General features: G+C 71.1%; 12 protein-coding genes. 6 read left to right on the top strand and 6 right to left on the bottom strand.

What is annotated here, in order from left to right:
• Nucleotides 1-66 precede the first annotated feature (66 nt).
• The 4 genes from pulA to ACSHT8_RS06430 all read right to left on the bottom strand — a co-directional run bounded on the left by pulA (nt 67) and on the right by ACSHT8_RS06430 (nt 9,015).
• On the bottom strand, nt 67-5,775 hold the full coding sequence (gene pulA, locus ACSHT8_RS06445) for a pullulanase-type alpha-1,6-glucosidase (protein ID WP_436498646.1): 5,709 nt from the start codon (nt 5,773-5,775) through the stop codon (nt 67-69).
• A 37-nt stretch (nt 5,776-5,812) separates the two neighbouring features.
• Nucleotides 5,813-6,667, bottom strand: coding sequence for a carbohydrate ABC transporter permease (locus tag ACSHT8_RS06440; RefSeq protein WP_436498644.1), 855 nt, complete (start codon nt 6,665-6,667; stop codon nt 5,813-5,815).
• A complete protein-coding gene (locus ACSHT8_RS06435) occupies nt 6,664-7,635 on the bottom strand; it encodes a carbohydrate ABC transporter permease (RefSeq protein WP_436498642.1) in 972 nt (323 codons plus the stop codon). The genes ACSHT8_RS06440 and ACSHT8_RS06435 overlap by 4 nt, the downstream gene beginning before the upstream one ends.
• A gap of 78 nt (nt 7,636-7,713) precedes the next feature.
• Nucleotides 7,714-9,015 carry an ABC transporter substrate-binding protein gene (locus ACSHT8_RS06430; protein ID WP_436498640.1) on the bottom strand — a complete coding sequence of 434 codons (1,302 nt, stop codon included), beginning with the start codon at nt 9,013-9,015 and terminating at the stop codon, nt 7,714-7,716.
• 238 nt (nt 9,016-9,253) lie between these two features.
• Between ACSHT8_RS06430 and ACSHT8_RS06425 the strand changes: the two genes are divergently transcribed.
• Nucleotides 9,254-10,330, top strand: a complete 1,077-nt coding sequence (locus ACSHT8_RS06425) for an ABC transporter ATP-binding protein (RefSeq protein WP_436498638.1) — start codon at nt 9,254-9,256, stop codon at nt 10,328-10,330.
• Between the two features lie 53 nt (nt 10,331-10,383).
• Here ACSHT8_RS06425 and ACSHT8_RS06420 read toward each other — a convergent pair whose 3' ends face one another.
• Both ACSHT8_RS06420 and ACSHT8_RS06415 read right to left on the bottom strand, forming a co-directional pair.
• Nucleotides 10,384-11,427: a LacI family DNA-binding transcriptional regulator gene (locus tag ACSHT8_RS06420; RefSeq protein WP_436498636.1), complete on the bottom strand. Its 1,044-nt coding sequence runs from the start codon at nt 11,425-11,427 to the stop codon at nt 10,384-10,386.
• A gap of 1 nt (nt 11,428) precedes the next feature.
• Nucleotides 11,429-13,030, bottom strand: coding sequence for a glycoside hydrolase family 13 protein (locus tag ACSHT8_RS06415; protein WP_436498634.1), 1,602 nt, complete (start codon nt 13,028-13,030; stop codon nt 11,429-11,431).
• Nucleotides 13,031-13,253: 223 nt separating this feature from the next.
• Here ACSHT8_RS06415 and ACSHT8_RS06410 point away from each other — a divergent pair, with 223 nt between their 5' ends.
• From ACSHT8_RS06410 to ACSHT8_RS06390, 5 genes are all read left to right on the top strand, one after another.
• A complete protein-coding gene (locus ACSHT8_RS06410; protein ID WP_436498632.1) occupies nt 13,254-14,975 on the top strand; it encodes a carbohydrate-binding module family 20 domain-containing protein in 1,722 nt (573 codons plus the stop codon).
• Between the two features lie 70 nt (nt 14,976-15,045).
• On the top strand, nt 15,046-18,453 hold the full coding sequence (locus ACSHT8_RS06405; RefSeq protein ID WP_436498630.1) for a BTAD domain-containing putative transcriptional regulator: 3,408 nt from the start codon (nt 15,046-15,048) through the stop codon (nt 18,451-18,453).
• A 43-nt stretch (nt 18,454-18,496) separates the two neighbouring features.
• On the top strand, nt 18,497-19,621 hold the full coding sequence (locus ACSHT8_RS06400; protein WP_436498628.1) for an MFS transporter: 1,125 nt from the start codon (nt 18,497-18,499) through the stop codon (nt 19,619-19,621).
• The gene (locus tag ACSHT8_RS06395) at nt 19,621-21,516 is read left to right on the top strand and encodes an FAD-dependent monooxygenase (protein ID WP_436498626.1); all 1,896 of its coding nucleotides are present in this window, start codon (nt 19,621-19,623) and stop codon (nt 21,514-21,516) included. The genes ACSHT8_RS06400 and ACSHT8_RS06395 overlap by 1 nt, the downstream gene beginning before the upstream one ends.
• Nucleotides 21,513-22,325 carry a class I SAM-dependent methyltransferase gene (locus ACSHT8_RS06390; RefSeq protein ID WP_436498624.1) on the top strand — a complete coding sequence of 271 codons (813 nt, stop codon included), beginning with the start codon at nt 21,513-21,515 and terminating at the stop codon, nt 22,323-22,325. The genes ACSHT8_RS06395 and ACSHT8_RS06390 overlap by 4 nt, the downstream gene beginning before the upstream one ends.
• Nucleotides 22,326-22,575: the final 250 nt, after the last annotated feature.

Below are 22,575 nucleotides of genomic sequence, written 5' to 3'. Positions count from 1 at the left end.
CTGACACCCGTGCCAGAGACGCCGCTGCCCCGCCTGCGAACAGGCGGGGCAGCGGCATCCACAACGTCAACGGCTCAGTACGACCACCGACCTGGCGGGCACCGTCACCGCTCCGGCGCCGACAACCGCGCTGGCGGCGTCGGTGCTCAACGGGTGAGCCGACCAGCCGTCAGCCGGGACCGACACCGTCTTCGTCGCCGGGAACGGGTTCACCACCACGAGCAGTCCCCGCCTGCCGGGATCGACGTCCGCGCCCGCGGTGTCGTCCAGGTAGGCCACGACCAGCCCCGCATCGGCCGCCGGGAACGACAGCTTCGCCTGCACGGCTGCGGAGTCCGCCAGGGTGAACAGCGGCGACGACTGCCGGATCCGGAGCAGTTCGAGCGTGTCGTCAACCGCCCGGCGCAGGTCGGCGGACTCGGGTCGAATCTGGGTGAGGACCGGGCCCATGTACGGCCACTTCGCCTGGTTGTCCGCCGCCGGTGGCAGGCCGCGGCCGAACCCGTTGGCGCGCAGCGCGGGGTCGTACAGGTTGAACCAGTCGCCCGAGTCGTAGCTGTTGCGGTCCAGCGACTTCGAGCGCAGGAACTCGCTGCCCGCCAGCATGAACGGCTGGCCCTGGCCCAGCAGCACCGGAGCGTGGGCGATCTTCTGCATCCGCACCCGGTCGGCCATCGACGTCCCCGCGGGCAGCTTCAGTGCCAGCGCGTCGAACAGGGTCTCGTTGTCGTGGGCGTCGGAGTAGGTGATCACCTCGCCGGGGGCGCCGGTGTAGCCCGCGGGCGAGCCGTTGTACGACACATCCCGGCCGCGGACCTCCGGGCCCGCTGTGGAGCGGAACCGGTAGTCGGCCATGTTGCCCGCCATGCCCAGCTTCACCAGGTCGGTGTAGTTGACCAGGCGCGCGGCGACGTCACCGTTGGCGGGGGAGCCGTTGGGGTCGCCCGCCAGCCCCGAGGCCAGGCCCTGCACCCGAGGATCCTCGTCGAACGGGCCGCCGCCGCGCATCGCGTCGCGCTGGCGGTCGCTGAAGGTCGCGATGCCGGTGCCCGCCATGTTGGGCTGGGTGGCCTGGACGAACCGGGCGTTGCCTGCGACCTCACCGAAGTCCCAGCCCTCGCCGTAGATCCGGATGGCGCGGCCGTCCACCCCGTCCCGGTCGACGGTCAGGGCGTCGAGCGCGGCGCGCACGGCGAGGATGTTCGCCTTCGGGTGGTGGCCCATCAGGTCGAACCGGAAACCGTCCACTTTGTACGTCCGCGCCCAGTGCACGACCGAGTCGACGACCAGGTCGCCCATCATCGCGTTCTCGGGCGCGGTGTTGGCGCAGCAGGTGGAGTTGGCGACCGTGCCGTCGAGGTTGAGCCGCTGGTAGTAGCCGGGCACGACCTTGTCCAGCACCGAGTTCGCCGCGTCGCCCGACGCCGTGGTGTGGTTGTAGACCACGTCCACGACGACCTTGTTCCCGTTGTCGTGCAGCGCGTCCACCATCTCGCGGTACTGCCGGGTCCGCGCCGGACCGGACTGGGCGTCGTCGGTGGCGTAGGAGCCCTCGGGGACGTCGTAGTGCAGCGGGTCGTAGCCCCAGTTGAACCCGTCGCGGGCCGCGGCGGCGCTGGTGCACTCCTGCTGCCGCGGCGAGTCGGCGGGCAGCGACGCGAGGTCGCACGCCGGTCGCTGCTGGTCGGCTCGGCGCTCCGGGATGCTGGCGATGTCGAACGTCGGCAGCAGGTGCACCGTGTCCATCCCGGCCTCGGCCAGCGCCTTCAGGTGCTTCATCCCGACCGAGTCGCGATGGGTGAAGGCGCGGTAGGTGCCGCGATCGACCGCCGGGATCGTGTCGTCGGCGATCGAGAAGTCGCGGACGTGCAACTCGGTGATCCCATGCTCGGTCGGGTCGCCACCGAGTCCGCGGGCGACCTCCTGGTCCCAGCCCGCGGGCTTGGCGCTGGCCTGGCCGAGGTCGGCGAACTGCGAGTGCGTCGAGTCGACCGACAGGGCCACCGAGAACGGGTCGGTGACCACCACGGTCCGGAACTTCCGCTCCGGCGCGGACCAGCCGGTCACCTCGAACTGGTAGTACCGGTCCCGCCAGCCGCCGCCGCCCGACCACGAGCCGGTCGCGTCGTCGCGGCGCAGGTCCACGACCTGCTCGGGCTGGGCGTCGCGGGCGGGCGGCGTGGTGCCGAACAGCCGCAGCTTCACCGACCGCGCGGTGGGCGCCCACAGCCGGGTGCTCACCTGGTCGCCGGAGAACTCCGGCCGGTACGCCTGCTTCGTCGCCTCCGCCGCGTACCGGTCGTCCAACGCGCCCGCGAGTTGGGTGCCGGTGGCGTGCCGGATCGCCCCGGCCGCGTCAACGTGCACGGCGACCTGCTGCGCGCGCAGTGCCTCGTCGATCCGACCCGCGTCGGCGGCGCGGACCTGGAACGTCGGCTTGCCCGCGAGGTGCGGGAACCGTGTCGCCAGGTCACCGGACAGCGCGCCGCTCGGCGCGAGGCGCAGGACCTTGCCGCCTTGGATCTGCCCGTCGACCACCGTGATCCGGCCGTCGGCGTCGTAGCGCACGTGGTAGCCGTCGGTGCCGACCACCGGGATGTCCCACACCAGCTTGTCGCGGTTGACCCAGATCGCCTTCGCCTTGGCCAGGTCGATGTCGGCGGCCGGCGCGGTCGACGGTGGCAGCACGTAGGTCGCCGAGCCGTCTGGCCGCGCGGACCCGGACAGGTACCAGACCTCGTGCCCGGTGCCGCCGACGTCGAGGAACTGGTCGGCGCCGGGGTCCTTGGTGTCGCCCTTGTGGATGATGTTGCTCAGCCCGGCCGCGCCCGGCGCGAGCGGCACCGACCAGTAGATGCCGAACCCGTCCTGTCCGTCCGCCGGTCGCGACTGCGTCCATCCGGGACTGGGCTCAAGGGAGCCGGTCCAGTGGTAGAGAACCCAGTCGGTGTAGTCGCCGTCCGGCCGGGAGTAGTGGATCACCGCCCGGTTCTCGGCCGCCGCCAGGCTCGGGTGCACGGCAGGTGACCCCTCCCGGACCCAGCCCGCCGCTCCGGTGAGCTTGCCGGACGCCACCGTGGCCGACCCGCTCACGACGGCGAAGTCGAGCGGCGTCACCGTCGCCGGGACCTGCGCCACGGCGCCGAACGCGTCGCGCCCGGACAGCGGCACGTCGGCCTGCCCCGCCACCCGCACCGCGAGGCCGGTGTAGTCGCCCGAGGCGCGCTGGAAGTGCACGGTCGCCTTGCCGGTGGCCGCCACCTCGGTCGGGTACTGCGTGTCCTGCCCCTGCTTGAGCCACACCTGCGGGGTCGCGGCGGGCGCGGCGAACCGGTCGCCGCCGTCCTTCTCGTCACCCTTGTGCGTGATGAACCCGACCTGCGTGGCGCCCGGCTTGAGCTTCACCCAGGCGAACCGGCCGTACGCGGTCTCCCCGGCGAAGGGCAGCGGAGTGCTCCACTCGGTCGGCGTCTCGACGTCGCCCCACACGTGCAGGCCCCAGCCCGCGTAGTCGCCCGCGGGACGGTTGTAGTGCACGACCAGCCAGTCGGGGCTCTGGCCACCCTGTCCTGGCGGCGGGGGAGCGGCGGCCAGGGTGATCGCGGCACCGTCGGCGCCCAGCGTGCCCGCGCCGTCCTTGGCCACGACCCGGAACTCGACCTTCTTGCCGACCGCCGCGCCGCCGAGCTTGGCCACGTCGGCGAACACGCGGTACGGCGCGGAGTCGTCGGTGCCGAGCACAGTCCAGTCGTTCGATCCCTCGACCCGCGCGGCGAACGTGGCCTGCGCGAACGGCGAGGTGATGCCGTCGGCGCGCAGCTCGACCCGGCCGTCCAGCACCGTGCCGACCGCGGGGGCGACGAGTGTCGGGGTCGGCGCCGCGACCGGCAGGCGCTCGGTCGAGGCCAGCACGACGGCGGAGAACGCGGGCACGGTCACCCGGACCTTGCCGTCCGGTCCGCTCGTCGGAGCGGGACCGCGCGAGGGCAGTTCGGTGCGGAACTTGCGGCCAGGGGCGCCCACGGGAACGTCGACCGTGCTGGGCGCCGCGCCCGCGTTGGCCACGACCACGTATTCGCGCTGGTCCTGCCGGGTGATCCGGCTGAACGCCAGCGTGTCACCCTCGGCCAGCCGCAGCACCTGGTTGCCGTCCGCCCAGACCCGGTCCCGGTCCACGAACCGCGCCAGGTCGGCGAGCTGCCGGTACAGCGGGTGCGAGGTGACGAAGTTGTCCTGCGCGCCGGTCCGGTCACCGCCGACGAACTTCTCGGCCATGTACTCGGGGGTCCGGCTTGCGAACATGTCCTGCCGGGCCGCCTTGTCTCCGCCCGCGCCCGCGAAGCCCTGCTCGTCGCCGTAGTAGACGACAGGGTTGCCGCGCCACAGGTACATCAGCGTGTTGCCCAGCTTGAGCCGCCGCAGCAGCTCGTCCTCGGTGATGCCGGGCCGCTCTTGCCGCAGCATCCAGGCCATCCGGCCCATGTCGTGGTTGCCGAGGAACGTCGGCAGCGAGGCGGCGTTGGAGTCGGCGTCGGTGTACTGGTCGTCGGCGAGCAGCACCTCGGCAAGCCGCCCGGAACCCTTGCCGGACAGGAAGTCCAGCGAGCCGCTCTGGAACGGGAAGTCCAACGTGGCCTGCATGCGGCCGGTCGTGGTGTAGGACGACGTCAGCGCGGTGTCGGAGCTGAACACCTCACCGAAGACGAAGAAGTCCTTCTTGCCCCTGGAGTTCGCGTACGCCTTGACGTGCGGGGCGAGCGCCTGCCAGAACTCCATGTTCACGTGCTTGACCGTGTCCACCCGGTAGCCGTCGATGCCGAGGGTGTCGATCCACGTGGTGAAGATCCGCTTCATGCCCTCGACGACCTTCGGGTTCTCGGTCATCAGGTCGTCGAGGCCGAAGAAGTCGCCGTACTCGTTGGACTCGCCGCTGAACGTCGAGTCACCCCGGTTGTGGTAGATCGCCGGGTCGTTGAGCCAGGCGGGCGTCTTCGCGTTCGCGTCGGCGGGGGAGCGGAAGACCGGCGTGTACGGGAACGACGACGCCGGGTCCAGTGTGGGGAAGTCCGGCTTGCCCGCGGCAGCCTTGATGTCGACCACGTTGCCCTGGGCGTCGAGGTAGGGCTGCGCGCCGGTGCTGAGGTAGTCGTAGTCGCCCTCGGCGTAGTCGATCACGTCGGCGGTGTGGTTCGCGACGATGTCGAAGAAGACCTTCATGCCCTTGGCGTGCGCGTCGGCGATGACCGCGCGCATGTCCTCTGTGGAGCCGAAGTGCGGGTCGAGGCGGGTGAAGTCGGTCGTCCAGTAGCCGTGATAGCCCGCCGAGATGTCGGCGCCGCTGCCCTGGACCCACCGGTTGGCGAACATCGGCGTCATCCAGATCGCGGTGATGCCCATGCCGCGGAGGTAGTCCAGCTTCGACCGCAGTCCCCGCAGGTCGCCGCCGTGGTAGAAGCCCTTGTCGGCCGGGTCGAACCCGGTCTTGAGCCGGTCGGTCTCGGCCGAGCCGCCGCGGTCGTTGCCGGGGTCGCCGTTGGCGAACCGGTCGGGCATCACGAAGTAGAACCGCTCGCCGGACAGGTCGGCGCGCAGCGCGTCCTTGGCCAGCTTCTTGTCACCGGCCCGGACCCCGGGCGCGATGTCGACGATCTCGCCGACGGCGAGCCGCTTCGCCGGTTCGGCCGCGGTGGCCTCCCCGGCGCCGGTCGGCAACAGGGGAACGGCCAGCGCCGCGCCCACGATCAGGGCGAGAACGGATCTCGCGCGTCGGCCCATCACAACCTCCTTGTGGTGAAGGAACGGTGCAGCTGAGCTACTTGACCCCGCCCGCGGTGAGACCCGCGACGATCCGCCGCTGGAACAGCAGCACGAGGATGACAAGGGGAATGGTCACGATGACGCCCGCGGCCATCTGGGTGCCGAAGGGCGCGTCGAACTGGGTGGTGCCGGTGAACTGGCTGGTGATGACCGGGGCGGTCTTCAGTTCCTTCTTGTTGACCACCGACAGGGCGATGATGAATTCGTTCCAGGCGGCGATGAAGGTGATGATCGCGGTGGTGAACACGCCCGGCGCGGCCAGCGGCAGGATCACCTTGCGGAACGCCTGCGCCGGTGAGCAGCCGTCGATCTGTGCGGCTTCTTCCAATTCGATCGGCATCTGGCGGAAGAACGCCGTCAGGTTCCACACCGCCAGCGGCAGGGCGAAGCTCATGCTCGGCACGATCATCGCCTGGTAGGTGTTGATCCAGCCGATGCCGCTGAACAGCTCCAGCAGCGGGATCAGCAGCGAGATCCCGGGGAACATGCTGGTCGTGATGATGACCGCGAGGACGAGGTTCTTGAACCGGAAGTCCAACCGCGCCAGTGCGTACGCGGTGAGCGTGCCGATCAGCAGGACCAGCACGGTTGTCACGCCCGCGACCAGGAAGCTGTTCCCCAGGGCTCGCAGGAAGCCGTTGTTCGCCGAGAACGCGGCCTCGTAGGAGTCCAGCGACAGGGGAGAGGGCAGCGGGGACGAGTCGAAGATGTCGTTGGTGCGCCGCAGGCTGGACACCAGCATCCAGAAGAACGGCGACAAGCAGTAGATGACGATGGCGGCGATGCCGAGGTACGGCGCCCACCACCACGTGCTGCGGTGTCGGGCCGGGCGGGTCACGGTGGCGGTCATCGGGTCTTCCCTCCGGTCTTGGCCCCGATGACGTCGGCGCCGAGCAGCTTGACGAACGCGAAGGCGACAGCCGCCACGTAGAGGAACAGGAACACCGCGTAGGCCGACGCGGGGCCGTAGTTGGTGAACTTCACCGCTTCCTCGAAAGCGAGCACGGTGACGGTGTCCGTCGCGTTCTTGCCCGGCCCGATCAAGGTGTAGGGCAGGTCGAACATGCGCAGGGTGTCGAGGATGCGGAACAGGACCGCGACCATCAGCGTCGGCTTGACCAGCGGCAACGTGATCGACCAGAACGTCCGCCACGGGGACGCGCCATCGAGCTTGGCGGCCTCGTAGACCTCGTTGGAGATGACCTGCAGGCCCGCGAGGACCAAGAGCCCGATGAACGGCGCGGTCTTCCACGTGTCGGCGATGATGACGGCGAACCACGCCTGGATACCGTCGGTGGTCCAGAGGATCGCCTCGCCGGGGATCAGGTCGTTGGCGACGCCGTCGGCCTGGAAGATCCAGCGCCACAGGATGCCCGCGATGGCGGTCGGCACGGCCCACGGCACGAGGATGCTGGCGCGGACCAGCGCCCGCCCCTTGAACGCCTTGTGCATGACCAGCGCCATCAGCACGCCGAGCACGACTTCGAGGCCCACGGCGACGACGGTGAACGTCGTGGTGTTCCACAGGGCGTTGAGGAACCGGTCGGCCGTGGGGCCGGTGAACATGTCGGTGAAGTTCTCGATGCCGACGAACGTGTCGCCGGACTGCAGGAGCCCGGTCTCCGGATCGATGCCGTCGTTCTTCTGGTAGAACGCCAGCCGCAGCGCGGAGATGATCGGGTAGGCGACCACCAGGCCGAGGACGAGCAGGGTGGGGGAGACCAACAGCGCCGCCAGCCGGTTCACGCCCGCGTTGCGGTGCGTCTTCCTCGGCGGGGGCGACTTGGGGCGGGAGGGGGCGGCAAGGAGCGTGGCCACGGCGGATCTCCAGGCGGCTGCGGGTGAGATGGGGAGGGGACAGCGCCCCGCCAGGGAATCCCTGGCGGGGCGGCCGGGTCAGCCCTTGGTGAGACCTTCCAGCTTCGTCTGCAGCGCGGCGAGCGCGTCGGCGCTGCTGGTCTTGCCGCTCATCGCGGAGTAAGCCGCTTCCTGGATCGCCGAGGACACTTCCTGGTACTTGACCACGGCCGGGCGCTTCTTGGCCTTCTCGATCGACTTCTTCAGCTCGGTCAGGTACGGGAACTTCTCGACCAGCGCGGGCTCGTCGTACAGAGCCGCCCAGCTCGGCGCCTGGCTGGTCTTCTCCAGGTTCGCGCGCTGCTGCTTCTCATCGACCATGTACTTGATGAAGTCCAGCGCGGTCTTCTTGTTCTTGGCGAAGGAGCTGATGGCGTAGTTGTGCCCGCCGAGGGTGGACGAGCCGGGACCGTCGAGGCCGGGCAGCGGCGCGACGGCGAACTTGCCCGCGACCTGCGACGAGCCGTCGGTGGCGTTGGCCTTGGCGTACTGGTACGGCCACTGGCGGTGGAAGATCAGCTCACCGGCCTGGAACGCGCGGCGGCCTTCCTCTTCCTTGAACGTGCGCGCCTTGTCGGCGATCCGGCCGTCCTTGACGCCGTTGACGAGGAAGTCCAGGCCCGCCTTGGCCTTGTCGGTGTTGACGTTGGGCTTGCCGTCGTCGCCGACGACGTCACCGCCCGCGGAGTTGACGGCCTCGCTGAAGTTGACCGTGAGGCCCTCGTACTTCTCGAACTGACCGGCGTAGCACGACAGCGCGGGGTTCGCGGCGATCACCTTGTCGCAGGCCGCGTACATCTCGGCCCACGTCGTCGGCGGCTTGACGCCCGCCGCGTCGAGCAGGTCCTTGCGGTAGTAGAGCAGGCCGCCGTCGCTGGTGGTGGGCACGGCGTAGAGCTTCTTGAAGTACTTGCCCGTCTCGACGGTCGCGGGCAGCAGCTTGTCGAGCGGGATCTCCTTCTCCGGCAGTTCCGCCACCCACTGGTTGGCCGCGAACTCGGCGGTCCAGATGACGTCGAGGTTGAGGACGGTGTACGCGTCGGACTTCGTCGTCGCGTTCTGCACCATCTGCTGGCGCTGCGCGTCGGCGTCCTCGGGCAGCTCGATGACGGTGACCTTCTGGTCGGGGTGAGCGGAGTTCCACCCGTCGACCTGGTTCTGCAGGTTGCCCGACGTGTCCTTGCCGGTCACCAGGCTGATCGGCCCGACACCCTCCAGCGCGCCCGGAGCGGCGCCCGCTCCGCCGCCGCTGCCCGTGTCCGACGAACCGCAGGCGCTGACGCCCAGGATCAGGGTTGCGGCCAGCGCGGCACCGCGAACGATGCGGCCATGTGTAACCACGACGCCTCCAGAATTGATTCAGAGCGGCCGAACCGGGCTGGCCTGCTCGCTTGTTAAGCGGACTTTCCACGGAGGTTGCGGCCAAGGGAACCTAGATTCGGCATCCGTTACCGTTCTGAGACCAAAATGCCGAAAAGTCTGCCGCAAAGTTGCAGAAAGTCTTGCAAGCCCCTGGTGTGGCCGGTAAGGATGCGGCATCCTGGCGGCTCGACCGTCCAGCGGACGAAAAGGATGTGGCATGGCCCAGGTCAGTTACGACAGCGCTTCCCGGGTCTACTCGGGCTCGCCGCCGGTGCGGGCGGTGGACCAACTGGACTTGTCCATTGAGGACGGCGAGTTCCTGGTCCTGGTCGGCCCGTCCGGTTCGGGCAAGTCGACGGCGCTGCGGATGCTCGCCGGGTTGGAGGACGTCAACGAGGGCGCCATCCACATCGGCGACCGGGACGTGACGCACATGCCGCCGAAGGCGCGCGACATCGCGATGGTGTTCCAGTCCTACGCGCTGTACCCGCACATGACCGTCGCCCAGAACATGGGCTTCGCCCTCAAACTCCAGGGCCTGTCGAAATCGGCGATCGCGGAGAAGGTCGCCGAGGCCGCCCGCCTGCTCGACCTGGAGAAGTACCTCGACCGCAAACCCAAAGCCCTCTCCGGCGGACAACGCCAACGCGTGGCCATGGGCCGCGCCATCGTCCGCGACCCCGCGGTGTTCCTCATGGACGAACCCCTGTCCAACCTCGACGCCAAACTCCGCGTCGAGACCCGCGCCAACATCGCCGCCCTCCAACGCCGCCTCGGCACCACCACCATCTACGTCACCCACGACCAAGTCGAAGCCATGACCATGGGCCACCGCGTCGCCGTCCTCAAAGACGGCGTCCTCCAGCAGTGCGACACCCCCCGCAACCTCTACGACAAACCCGCCAACGCCTTCGTCGCAGGCTTCATCGGCTCACCAGCCATGAACCTGCTGACCGTCCCGGTCTCCGGCGGCACCTTCCGCCTCGGCGACCTCGACGTGCCCCTCCCCCGCACGGTCCAAGCGGAGAAGGTGACCGCGGGCATCCGCCCCGAGTCGCTGGCGGTGGCCTCGGAAGGCGCGGACGGCGTGAAACTCGTCGTGGAGCTGGTTGAGGAACTCGGGGCCGACGCCCTGGTCCACGCCTCCATCGCCGGTGTGCCGGAGAGCCCTCGCATCGTGATGCGCGTCGACGGCCGCACGCCTCCGGCGCTTGCCGACACCATCACCGCGACCCTGCGCCACCCCGAAGAGGTGCACCTCTTCGACGCCGACTCCGGCGAACGCCTGGTCTGACAACACGAAACGGGACCCGCGACACTCGTCGCGGGTCCCGTTTCGCTTGCGTGCTACTTGACGGGAGCCGCCGCCGTCGAGCCGCGCACCACCAGCTCCGGCATGAACACGTACTCCGCGTGCGGCGCGGGCGTGCCCGCCACCTCTTCGAGCAGGGCGTTGACCGCGGCCTGGCCCATCGCCTCCACCGGCTGCCGCAGCGTGGTCAGTGGCGGGTCGGAGAACACGATCAGCGGCGAGTCGTCGAACCCGATCACCGAGATGTCGCGCGGCACCTGCAGGTCGCGGTGCCGGGCCGCTCGGATCGCGCCGAAGGCCATCAGATCGCTGCCGCAGATGATCGCGGTGCATCCCTGGTCTATCAACGCGTTCGCCGCGGCCTGGCCGCCCTCGACGGTGAACAGCGAGTGCTGCACGAGCTGCTCGGCCTCCTCCGCCGACATCGGCAGCGCCTTGCGCATGTGCTCGACGAACCCCTGGATCTTGCGCACCACGGGGACGAACCGCCGCGGCCCGACCGCCAGGCCGATGCGCTGGTGCCCCTGCTCGACGAGATGCTGGACCGCCAGACGCATCGCCGCACGGTCGTCAGTGGACACGAACGGCGCCGACACGTGCTCGGTGTAGCCGTTGATCATCACGAACGGCACGCCCTGCCCGGCGAGCTTGACGTAGCGGTCCATGTTGGCCGTCGAGTCGGCGTGCAGCCCCGAGACGTAGATGATCCCGTTGACGCCGCGCTCGACCAGCGTCCTGGTCAGCTCGTCCTCAGTGGACCCACCAGGGCTCTGCGTGCACAGTACCGGGGTGAACCCGTCGCGGGTCAGCACCTGCTCGATGACCTGCGCGAACGCCGGGAAGATCGGGTTGCTCAGCTCCGGGGTGATCAGCCCGATCAGGCCCGCGCTGCGCTCCTGGAGCCGCGCGGGCCGCTCGTAGCCGAGCAGGTCGAGCGCGGCGAGCACCGACTGTCGGGTGGTGGTGGACACGCCCGGCTTGCCGTTGAGCACCCGGCTGACCGTCGCCTCGCTCACGCCCGCCTGCACGGCGATGTCGCTGAGCCGGGCGCTTCCACCGGCGGCCGATGTCTGGGCCATATCAGTCCTCCCACCACACTGCGGTGTCCGGCGGCAGCAGTACGTCACCACTGTCCGAGTCCAGCTGCCCCGATGCCAACAGCACGGTGCCCGCCACCGGGACGGTCACCGACGCGGCGCCCAAGTTGATTGCGCAGTGTAGTCGGCGGTCCGACGCCTGGTCGACACGGGCGAACCGCAGCACCGAGGGGTCACCGTCGTGCCATTCGAGCGCGGGCCGGTCGCCCAGCGCGGGGTGCTCGCGCCGCAGCCGCAGCGCCGAGCGGTAGAGCTCCAGCATCGACGCGGCCGCTCCGACCTGCGCCGCCACCGACAGCTCCGCCCAGGCGGCGGGCTGCGGAAGCCACGGCGTCGAGCCGTCCGGGCCGAAGCCGAACGCGCTGCCGTCGGACGTCCACGGGATCGGCACCCGGCAGCCGTCGCGACCACGCTCAGTGCGCAGCGACCGCTCCCACATCGGGTCGCGCAGCGCGTCCTCCGGCAGGTCGAGCACCTCGGGCAGACCCAGTTCCTCGCCCTGGTAGACGTACACGGAACCGGGCAGCGCCAGGGTCAGCAGCGCCGCCGCGCGCGCCCGGCGCAGCCCGACCTCGCCGTCGCCGTAGCGGGTGACGTGCCGGTGGACGTCGTGATTGGACAGCACCCACGTGCTGGGCGCGTCCACCGGGGCCATCGCCGCGATCGAGGCGGAGATGACCTCGCGCAGCGCGGGCGCGTCCCAATCCGTGGTCAGGTAATGGAAGTTGAACGCCTGGTGCAGTTCGTCCGGGCGCACGTAGCGCGCGGTCCGGTCGGCCGCGGGCGTCCACGCCTCGGCGACGCCGATGCGCTGCGGCTCGTAGGAGTCGAGGATCTTGCGCCACTCGCGGTAGATCTCGTGCACGCCCTCCTGGTCGAAGTACGGCAGCGGGCGGGTGTCGAGCAGCTTGCGCTGCTCGCTTGCGCCGACGTCGGGCAGGCCGTCGGCCTTGACCATCCCGTGCGCGACGTCCACGCGGAAGCCGTCGACGCCGAGGTCGAGCCAGAACCGCAGGATGCCGCGGAAGTCCTCGCGAACGTGCGGGTTGTCCCAGTTGAGGTCCGGCTGCGCGGAGTCGAACAGGTGCAGGTACCACTCGCCGTCGGGGACCCGCGTCCACGCGTCGCCGCCGAAGATCGACTCCCAGTCGTTGGGCGGCAGGTCGCCCCGGCCCTCCCGGAAGACATACCGGTTGCGCTCAGGCGAGCCGGGGCCCGCCGCCAGCGCCGCGCGGAACCAGGCGTGCTCGGAGGAGGTGTGGTTCGGGACGAGGTCGACGATCACCTTCAGACCGTGCGCGTGGGCGTCGGCGATGAGCGCCTCGGCGTCGGCGAGGGTGCCGAACATCGGGTCGACGTCGCGGTAGTCGGCCACGTCGTAGCCGCCGTCGGCCATCGGCGACGGGTAGAACGGCGTGATCCACACGGCGTCGACGCCCAGGTCGGCGAGGTAGGGCAGGCGGGAGCGGATGCCGGGCAGGTCGCCGATCCCGTCGCCGTCGCTGTCGGCGAAGCTGCGGACATACACCTGGTAGATGACGGCGTCGCGCCACCAGTCGTTGCGCTGCGTGTCGTCCAGAGTCATGGCGACTCTCCCCTGTCGTGGCTTGTTCGTGTGTCTCCGACGCTACAGCGCTTGCAAGCTTGCCGAAAGGTCTTGCAACCGATCGGCCATCTGTTCGGTCGAAATGGACGTGTCGCCGGGCGCGAACTGGGCGTTGACGTGGCCGACACCTGGAATTTACGCTGCAAGAAGTTGCGCAGCTGCTCGCTCCCTGATCTCACCGTCGATTGTCAGGAGAACCAGAGTGCGTCGAAATGTCCTGCGTACCGCCCTGCTCGCGGCCGCGCTGTCCACCACCGTCGTCGGGATCGGGGCGGGCCAGGCGCCCGCCGCCGCGGCGGACACCGGGGTGCCCAACGGTGACGTGATCGCCAACTTATGGGCCTGGAACTGGCGCTCGGTCGCCGCCGAGTGCACGAACGTGCTGGACCCGGCCGGGTACGGCGCGGTGTGGGTCGCCCCGCCCGCCGAGTCGCTCAAGCGGCCGGACGGCGTCTGGTGGGACGTCTACCAGCCCTACAGCTACAAGCTGACCGGCCGGTTCGGCACCCAGGCCGAGTTCGCCGCCATGGTCACCACCTGCCACAACGCGGGCATCAAGGTCTACACCGACGCGGTAATCAACCACACCGCCGCGCAGACCGGCGTCGGCTACGACGGCACCACCCTGTCCGACAAGTACGACCCGGTCATGTACGACCGCGTCGACTACAACGTCGACGTCTGCCCGCGGAGCATCAGCAACTGGGGCAACCTGTGGGAGGTGCAGAACTGCGAACTGCTGGAGCTGCCCGACCTCAAGACCAGCAGCTCGTCGGTCCGCTCGAAGATCGCGGGCTACCTCAACGCCCAGCTCGCCCTCGGTGTCGACGGCTTCCGGGTCGACGCCGCCAAACACATCCCCAGCGGCGACCTCGCCGCGATCGTGAACCAGCTGAACAACACGACCGCGGGTGTCCGGCCGTTCGTCTTCCACGAGGTCTTCCCCGGCCAGCCGCCCGCCCCGAGTGACTACTACAACTCGGGCCGGGTCCTGGACTTCACCTACGCCGAGAAGATGAAGGGCGCCTTCCAGGGCGACATCGCCTCCCTGTCGTCGTTCGGCACGAGCTGGGGCATCCTCCCCGCCGCCAACTCGGTCTCCTTCGTCACCAACCACGACACCGAGCGCGAAGGCCGCCACCTGTCCTATAAGGACGGACCGGCCGCGAAGCTCGCCAACGTCTTCCAACTGGCGTGGAAGCACACCACCCCGACGGTGTACGCGGGCTTCGAGTTCTCGTTCAACGACCAGGCCCCGCCCAACTCCAACGGCTACGTCACCGACACCAACTGCGCGAGCGGCTGGCACTGCCTCAACCGCGACCCGGCCATCGTCGGCATGGTCGGCTGGCACAACGCGGTCGGTGCGGCCAACGTCGCCAACTGGCAGTCCCCGGCGTCGAACGTCATCGGCTTCGGCCGCGGCACCACCGGCTTCGTCGCGATCAACAACAGCGGCGCCGCCCACACCTTCCAGTACACCACCGGCCTGCCGGACGGCACCTACTGCGACGTGATCACCACCTGCGCCTCCAGCGTCACCGTCAGCGGCGGCCGGGCGACGATCACCGTCCCCGCCAAGTCCGCGACCGCCTTCCACACCGGCTCGACCACCGCCCCCGCGGTCACCGGCGACTACACCGTCCAGGCCCACACGACCTGGGGCCAGAACGTCTACATCGTCGGCAGCGTGCCCGCTCTCGGCAGCTGGAACACGGCCAACGCGGTGCCGATGACCACCGACGCCAGCACCTACCCCCGCTGGCGGGGTTCGAGCGCACTGCCCGCCAACACCCGCATCGAGTACAAGTTCATCATCCGTGAGCCGGGCAAACCCGTCATCTGGGAAACCGGCGCCAACCGCGTCGCAACCACCCCCGCCTCCGGCTCGACCACCATCGACGGCGGCTGGTTCCGCCGCTGACCAACTGACCGGTGCGTCGGCGCCCGCGCGACACGGGCGCCGACGCACCGGGCGGGCGTACTTTCCACATGTGACGTCCGGACTGCGGCTCAGCATCCTCGGTCCTCTGGCGGCCACCGATGACGGGCAGCGGCTCGATCTCGGTGGTCCGAAGCAGCGTGAGCTGGTCGCCATGCTGGTGCTGCACCTCGACAAGGTCGTCACGGCCGGGCGGCTGATCGAGGCGCTGTGGGGCAGCCGGCCGCCTGCCAGCGCCGAGATCACCTTGCGCACCCACGTGTCGCACCTGCGCAAGCGCCTGGGGCGGGCGGGGGCGGCTCTGGTCACCGAGCGGCCCGGCTACCGGCTCCGGCTCGACCCCGAGCAGGTCGACGCGTGGCGGTTCGAGCGGATCGCCGGGTTGGGGCAGGAGTCCCTCGGGCTCGGGGACGCGCGGCGGGCGGCGGGGCTGCTGCGGGAGGCGCTGGGGCTGTGGCGTGGGCCGGTGCTGGAGGACCTCGGGTATCCCGAGTTCGCCGCCGCCGAGAGCGCGCGGCTCGACGAGGCGCGGCTCGTGGCGCTGGAGGGGCGGATCGAGGCCGATCTCGCGCTGGGCGGCCACCAGGACGTGGTCGCCGAGCTTGAGGCGCTGGTCGCCGACCATCCCTACCGGGAACGGCTCCGCGGGCAGCTCATGCTCGCGCTCTACCGGTCGGGCAGGCAGGTGGACGCGCTCGCGGTCCACGCCGCGGCCCGGCGGCGGCTCGCCGACGAGCTTGGGCTGGACCCGGGGCCCGCGCTGGCCGAACTGGAGACCGCGATCCTGCGGCACGACCCGGCGCTGCGCGGAAACCATGCGGTGCGGCAGGCGGGCGCTCCGGCGGCCGCCCCGCCCGACGCGATCTTCTCCGTGGCCCGGCGGGTGCGCATGGTGGGGCGGGCCGCGGAGCTCGACCGGCTGCTCGACCAGTGGCGTGCGGTCCGCGACGGTGACCGTCGGGTGGTGGTGGTCTCCGGGGAGGCGGGTGTCGGCAAGACCCGGCTTGTCGCCGAGTTCGCCCACCGCGTCGCGCAGGACCCGGCGGTTGTGCTGATCGGCCGCTGCGATCACGCCGGGGCGGTGCCATACCAGCCGGTCGCCGACGCGTTTCGGTCCAGCGTGGACGCCACGGGGGTGCTCGCCGCGGCGCCTGACGCGGTCCGCGACCGGCTCGCCGCCCTGCTCGACCTGCCCGCCGAGTCGCCCGCCGAGGACCGGCAGGCGGTGTTCGGCGCGGTCGGCTGGCTGCTGGCGCGGCTCGCCGCGATGGCGCCGGTGGTGCTGGTGGTCGAGGAAGCCGAGCGCGTCGACCGGGCCAGCGCGCTGCTGCTCGGGCACCTGGTCAGGCACCTGCCCGCGAAAGTCCTCGTCGCGGTGTGCTTCCGTGATCCGTCGGGCGGCAGGCACGCCCCGCTGCTGGAACTGCTCGCCGAGGTCGAGGGCCGCGGTGTCGCGGACCGGCTCGACCTGCGCCCGCTGTCCGAAGTGGACATGGGAGCGCTCGTCGCCGAGCTGACCGGCGCCGCACCGGGCGCGGAGTTCGTGCGACGGCTGTGGCACAACACCGGCGGGAATCCGCTCTACGCGACGGAAGTCGTCCGCGACCTCGACGCGCGCGGCGAACTGGGCGGCCACGCTTGGCCGGTGCCCTCCGGCGTGCGGGACATCCTGCGGCACCGGCTGCGCGGCCTGCCGCGGCACACCCAGGACGTCGTCGGCCAGGCCGCGGTGATCGGCCGAGAGGTGGAGTTCGGCCTGTTGCTGCGGCTGTCCGATGAGCCGGAGGAGCGCCTGATCGACTCGGTCGAGGACGCTGTCGGCGCGGGATTCCTGGTGGTGTCGGGAAGTTCGTGGACGGTCAGCTACGCCTTCCCGCACGACCTGATGCGCGACGCGGTGTACGCCGACCTGCCCGTCCCGCGACGGCAGCGCCTGCACCTGCGGGCGGCGACGGCGCTGCTGGAGTCGGGCCGGGCCGGCGATGTGGTCACCGCCGCCGTCCACTTGCGGGCGGCCGGTCCGGCGGCGGACCCCGCGCGGGCCGCCGAGGTCAGCCTCCAGGCCGCCGACGAGGCGCGGCGCCTCTACGCGTGGGACGAAGCCATCGCACACGCCGAGGCCGCCGTCGCGTTGCTCGCCGACGGGCCAGCGGACCGGCTGGCGGCGGCCGAGGTTCGCGCGGCGATGCTCCGAATCAAGTCCAGCATCGGCTACCCCAAGGCGGTCCGGCTGCTCGAATCGGCCCTCGGCCACGCCCAGGACGAGGCGACGGTCGCGTCCGTGCACGGCCGGATCGGGGGAGCGCTGTCCACCCACCACTCGGTCATGGACATCCCGCGCGCGATCGAGCACTTCACGGCCGCGCGCAGGCTGCGCGACGACCACGACTTCCAGGTGCTCCGCGGCCTGGCGCAGGCCGCCATGTACGGGCTGCGGACCGATCTGCTCGGCACCGCCTCCGCCGACGCGGTCGCGCTGGCAGGCGACCTGGGCAGGCTGGACCTCGGCGTGCTCGCGTCGTGGGGGCGCGCCTGGTTCGCCTTCAACCGCGGCGAGCCCGCCGAGGCGGCGGCGGTGCTGGAGCGGATGTGGGCGGACGCGCACGCACTCGGCGACGCCTACCTCGGCTGGGCGTCGGTGAACGCCGCCGCGCTGTGCGCCACCGAGTACCTGCTCGACCCCGGCGCCGCCAGAGTGTGGTGCCGCCGCGGCCTGACCCAGGCCCGCTTCGACAGGTTCGGACATCCGCACGACACCGTGGTCGACCAGGTGGTGCTCGCCATGGCCGCCATGGGTGAGCTGCCCGCCGCCCGGCGCGCGGCCGAACCGCTGCCCGCCGACGCCGTGGCCAGGCGGCTGCTGCTGTTCCTCGACGGCGACTGGGAACGCGCCGAGCAGGCGTGGGCCACGGCGCTCGCGGCCGACGAGTCCGCAGGCGACCGGCACGACGCGGCACTCAACGCGCGCTGGCTGGCGGGCGTCCGGGAGCTGCTCGGTGACCTGGACGGCGCGGTCGCCGCGTGGGAACGTGCCCTGGCGCTCGGCGTGGACGGCCCGCAGGTCCCGACCGAACTGGCCGTCCGAGCCGAGCTGGCGCGTGTCCATGCCGTCGAAGGGGAGACGGGAACGGCCGCCGACCACCTGTCCCGCTGCGCGGAGATCCTGGCCGGGGGACAGGACTGGCGGGGCCTGCTGGGCACGGTCGAACTCGCCCGGGGCGCGCTGGCGGCGGCCCGGGGACAGCACGCCGAGTCCGACGCCGCGCACGAGAACGCGGTCCGGGTCTTCACCGAGTACCGGCTGCCGTGGCGGCGGGCACTGGCACTGCGCGCGTGGGCACGGGTGGCCGACGACCCCGCGCAGAGGCTCCGCGCCGCCGTGAGTGTCTTCGCCGAGATCGGCGCGGCCGCGCGCTGGGTCGCGCTGGTCAACGGCACTTCCACGGATCTTCAACGTTAACCGCGCATCGTGAGTCCATCACCACCGCGACAAAGGACTCACGATGACATCTCCCGCCGCCACCCTGTTCCGGTGCCTGTTCGCGGGCCAGGCAGGTCTGCTGGTCCTGACGCCGGTCCTGTCGGACGTCGCCAGGGCCTTCGGTGTCTCCGCCGCGACGGCCGGGCAACTCCGGGCCGTCTCCGGCGCGGTCGCCGCGCTCGTGGCGCTCGGCCTGCTCGCGGGCGGGCGCCGCTGGGACCTGCGCGACCTGCTCTCCGCCGGGCTCACCTCGATCGCGACCGCGTCGGCGGCCAGCGCCGTCGCGCCGACCTTCGAGGTGCTGGCCACGGCGCAGGTCGTCCTCGGCGCGGGCATGGCGCTGGTCCTGGCCGCCGGGCTCGCCGCGGCGGCCAGATGGGCGCCGGACGGCGAGCGCGCCAAGGTGCTGTCCTGGGCGCTGATCGGTCAGCCGATCGCCTGGGTCGTGGGGATGCCGGTGGTCGGCGTGCTCGGCGCGCAGAGCTGGCGGCTGACCTGGCTCCTCCCCCTCGCGGCCAGCCTGTTCGCGCTGGTCGGGGTGCATGGGCGGAACCGCGAGGGGCCGGAACCGGCGTCGGCTGGCTCACCGCTGAGGCGACCCGGCGTGACGCGCTGGGCGGCGGGGGAGCTGCTCGCGTTCGCGGGCTGGGCGGGGGTGCTCGTCTACAGCGGCAGCCTGCTCACCGACGCCCACGGCGTCGCGGTCACCACCGCCGGGACCGCGCTGGGCGCGGGCGCGGCCGGGTACGTGGTGGGGACCTTCCTCGCCCGGCGCTGGGTGGTCCAGGCCGCGCGCCGCCTGGTGCTCGTCACCAGCCCCGCCCTGGCCGCCGCGGCAGTGCTGCTGGGCTCGTTCCGGCCGTCGTTCGGCATGTCGGTCGCGCTGTTCGCCCTGACCGCGCTGCTCGCCGGGATGCGGATGATGGCGGGCAGCGCACTCGGGCTCGACCTCGGCGCCGGGCCGCTGCAGGCGATGAGCGTGCGCGCGGCCGCCGTGCAGTTCGGGTACTTCGGCGGGAGCGCTCTGGGCGGAGTCGGACTCATGCTGGCCGGATGGTCCGGGCTCGGCGCGGTCCTGGCGGTCTTCCTGCTGCTGTCGGCCGTGGTGACGGCGACGCCTCGGGTCATGGTGAAGGTGGGTGCGTGATGGGCGAGCGATACGACGCGATCATCGTCGGCGCCCGCGTCGCCGGGGCGACCCTGGCGACCAGGCTGGCCCAGGCGGGCTGGCGGGTACTCCTGCTGGACCGCGACCAGTTCCCCAGCGACACCGTGTCCACCCACATGATGTTTCCGAACACCCTCCAGCGCCTTGACGAACTCGGCGTCCTGCGGCGGCTCCAAGCCGCGCACCGGATCCCGTTCGTGCACTTCGGCTGGCGGGTGCACGGGCACCAGGTCGCGGGCGACTTCACCCCGGTCGGCGGGTTCGACCGCGCCGCGTCCGTCCGGCGGATCGTCCTCGACGCCACGCTGGTCGACACCGCCCGCGACGCCGGGGTGCACACCCTGTTCGGCCGCCAGGTCGACGACCTGATCGGCACCGACCCGGTGCGCGGGGTCGTGCTGGACACCGGGGAGCGCATCGAGTCCCGCTGGGTGTTCGGCGCCGACGGACGCATGTCCACCGTCGCCCGACGCCTGGGCCTGCCGACCGAGGGGGAGCGGCGGGGCGAGATGGCCTTCCTCATGGCGTACTGGCGCGGGCTGCCCGAGTCCGAGTGGTGCCACATCGACCTGCACGAGCGGGCCGCGCTGATGTCGGCGCCCGCCGAGGACGGCATCCACCTGCTCTCGCTCGCCGGACCGCCCGAGTTCACCCGCGGGTCCGCCGAGGTCCGCGAGCGGCGCTACCGCGACGGGCTGCACCAGTTCCCAGCCGTGCTCAACCCGAGGCTGCTCGACAGCGCCGAGCGGATCTCTCCGCTGGTCGTGGTGCCCGAGACCATGATGCGGGGCCACTATCGCCAGGCCGCAGGCGCAGGCTGGGCGCTGCTCGGCGACGCGGGCCACTTCAAGCACCCGTCCACCGCGCAGGGCATCGGCGACGCCGTCGAGCAGGCATGGTACCTCGCCTCGGCGCTGACCGAGGGCGACGACCTGAGCGGGTACCAGCGGTGGCGCGACGCGCGGGCCGAAGAGCACTACGACTGGTCGTTCCAACTCGCCCGGTTCGGCACGAACGGATCGGCCGCCCACTACGCCGGTCTCGCGGCCGATCCCGTCGCGGGGCAGGGCTTCCTGGACACGTTCACCAAGCTGCGCCGCCCGTCGGAGGTGCTCACCCGCGACCGGGTCGCCCGCTGGAGCGCCGCGTGGGCCTACGAGGACGGACAGCGCCGGGTCCGGGCGCTGGTCGAGGACCTCGACCCCGCCGCGTTGGCGACGCTGGTACCCGCGTGTCCGGAGTGGACGGTGCGGGACCTGGTGGCGCACCTGACCGGCGTCGCACAGGACTCCGTGCGCGGCACCTACTTCGCGGGCGCCCTGGACGCCTGGCGCGATCCCGGCGTCGCCGCGGCGCGCGACCGCTGGACCGCCGACCAGGTCGCCGCCCGCGCCGGGCTCGACTTCTCCGCGGTGCTGAACGAGTTCGACAAGCACAGCCGCGAACTGGTCGCGATGCTGCGGCGCGGCACCGGTCCCGACGGCCCGGCCTGGCTGGTCTCCTCGCCCGCGTCGGACCTGGCGGTGCACCTCGACGACCTGCGCGAGGCGCTCGGCCTGCCACCCGATCCCGAGTCCGCCGCGGCGCGGTTCGGCTTCGCGATGTACCGCAAGTGGCTGCACGCGCGCATCGCCGAACGCGGCCTGCCCGCGCTCCGCCTGAGCGGCGACCGGCGCGAATGGGTGCTGGGCCGCGGCGAACCCGCCGCGACCGTCGCCGCGGAGGACTACGAGCTCTTCCGCGCGATCACCGGGCGCCGCGCCGCCGAGCAGGTCCGCGGCTACGAGTGGTCCGGATCTTCCGACCCGTACCTGGCGGTCATCTCCCCGTATTCCTTGCCAGAACAGCACAACACGAAGGAAGTAGCACAATGACCGACACTCTGTCGTTCGACGAGATCAAGGCGAAGCAGCAGAAGGTGTGGAGCAGCGGCGACTACGGCAAGATCGCCTGGATCACCGTTCCGCTGGCCGACACCCTGGTCGAGGCCGCCGACATCCGCCCAGGCGCGCGCGTGCTGGACGTGGCCACCGGGACCGGGCATGTCGCGCTCGCCGCCGCTCGCCGGTTCTGCGAGGTCACCGGGATCGACTATGTGCCCGCACTGGTCGAGTCCGCCCGGCGGCGGGCCGAGGCGGAGGCGCTCGACATCGACTTCCGCGAGGCAGATGCGGAGAACCTGCCGTTCGACGACGACAGCTTCGACTACGTGTTCTCGGCGATCGGCGTCATGTTCACCGCCGACCACCAGCGCGCGGCCGACGAACTGGTCCGGGTCGCCCGTCCCGGTGGCCGCGTCGCGGTCGCGAGCTGGACCCCGACGGGCTTCATCGGGCAGCTGCTGAAGACCGTGTCGAGGCACGCCGCGCCGCCGCCCGGCGCGATGCCGCCCACCCGGTGGGGCACCGCCGAGACAATGCGCGAACTCCTCGGCGACCGCGTGTCGTCGCTGAACACCACCACGGCGACGGTCGCCCAGCGGTTCCCGTCCGCCGAGCACTTCGCCGACTTCTTCCTCACCCACTACGGCCCGACCCACGCCGCGGCAGGCCGCCTGGACGACGACGGCAAACGCGCCTTCCGCGACGACCTGATCGCCCTGGCGACCACGTCGAACCGCTCGACAGACGGCACACTGGTCAGCGACTGGGAGTACCTGGTCGTCGTCGCCGACAAGGCGTAGCTGACGCTCACTCGGGCCGCCTGACCATTGGTCGGGCGGCCCGATTGAGCGCGTGAACGTTAAGAGTTAAGGATTCCCAGATTTCCTGGAGCGCGCGGCAGGCGTGCGCCCATGGGTGCGGACGCGCTCGTGCGCTTTCCCCATTTATCCTCGCAAAACACTGAACTCTTAAAGATCGCGACCGCGATGCCATTGCTGTGCCTCGGTATATGTTCGCCGAACCCTGCAAGCAAGGCATATCCACTTAGGA

The sequence above is a fragment of the Actinokineospora sp. HUAS TT18 genome (assembly GCF_051364635.1).
Classification (GTDB): Bacteria; Actinomycetota; Actinomycetes; order Mycobacteriales; family Pseudonocardiaceae; genus Actinokineospora.
Note: the sequence above shows the minus strand (reverse complement) of the source record. Positions and strands in the feature narration are given on the sequence as shown.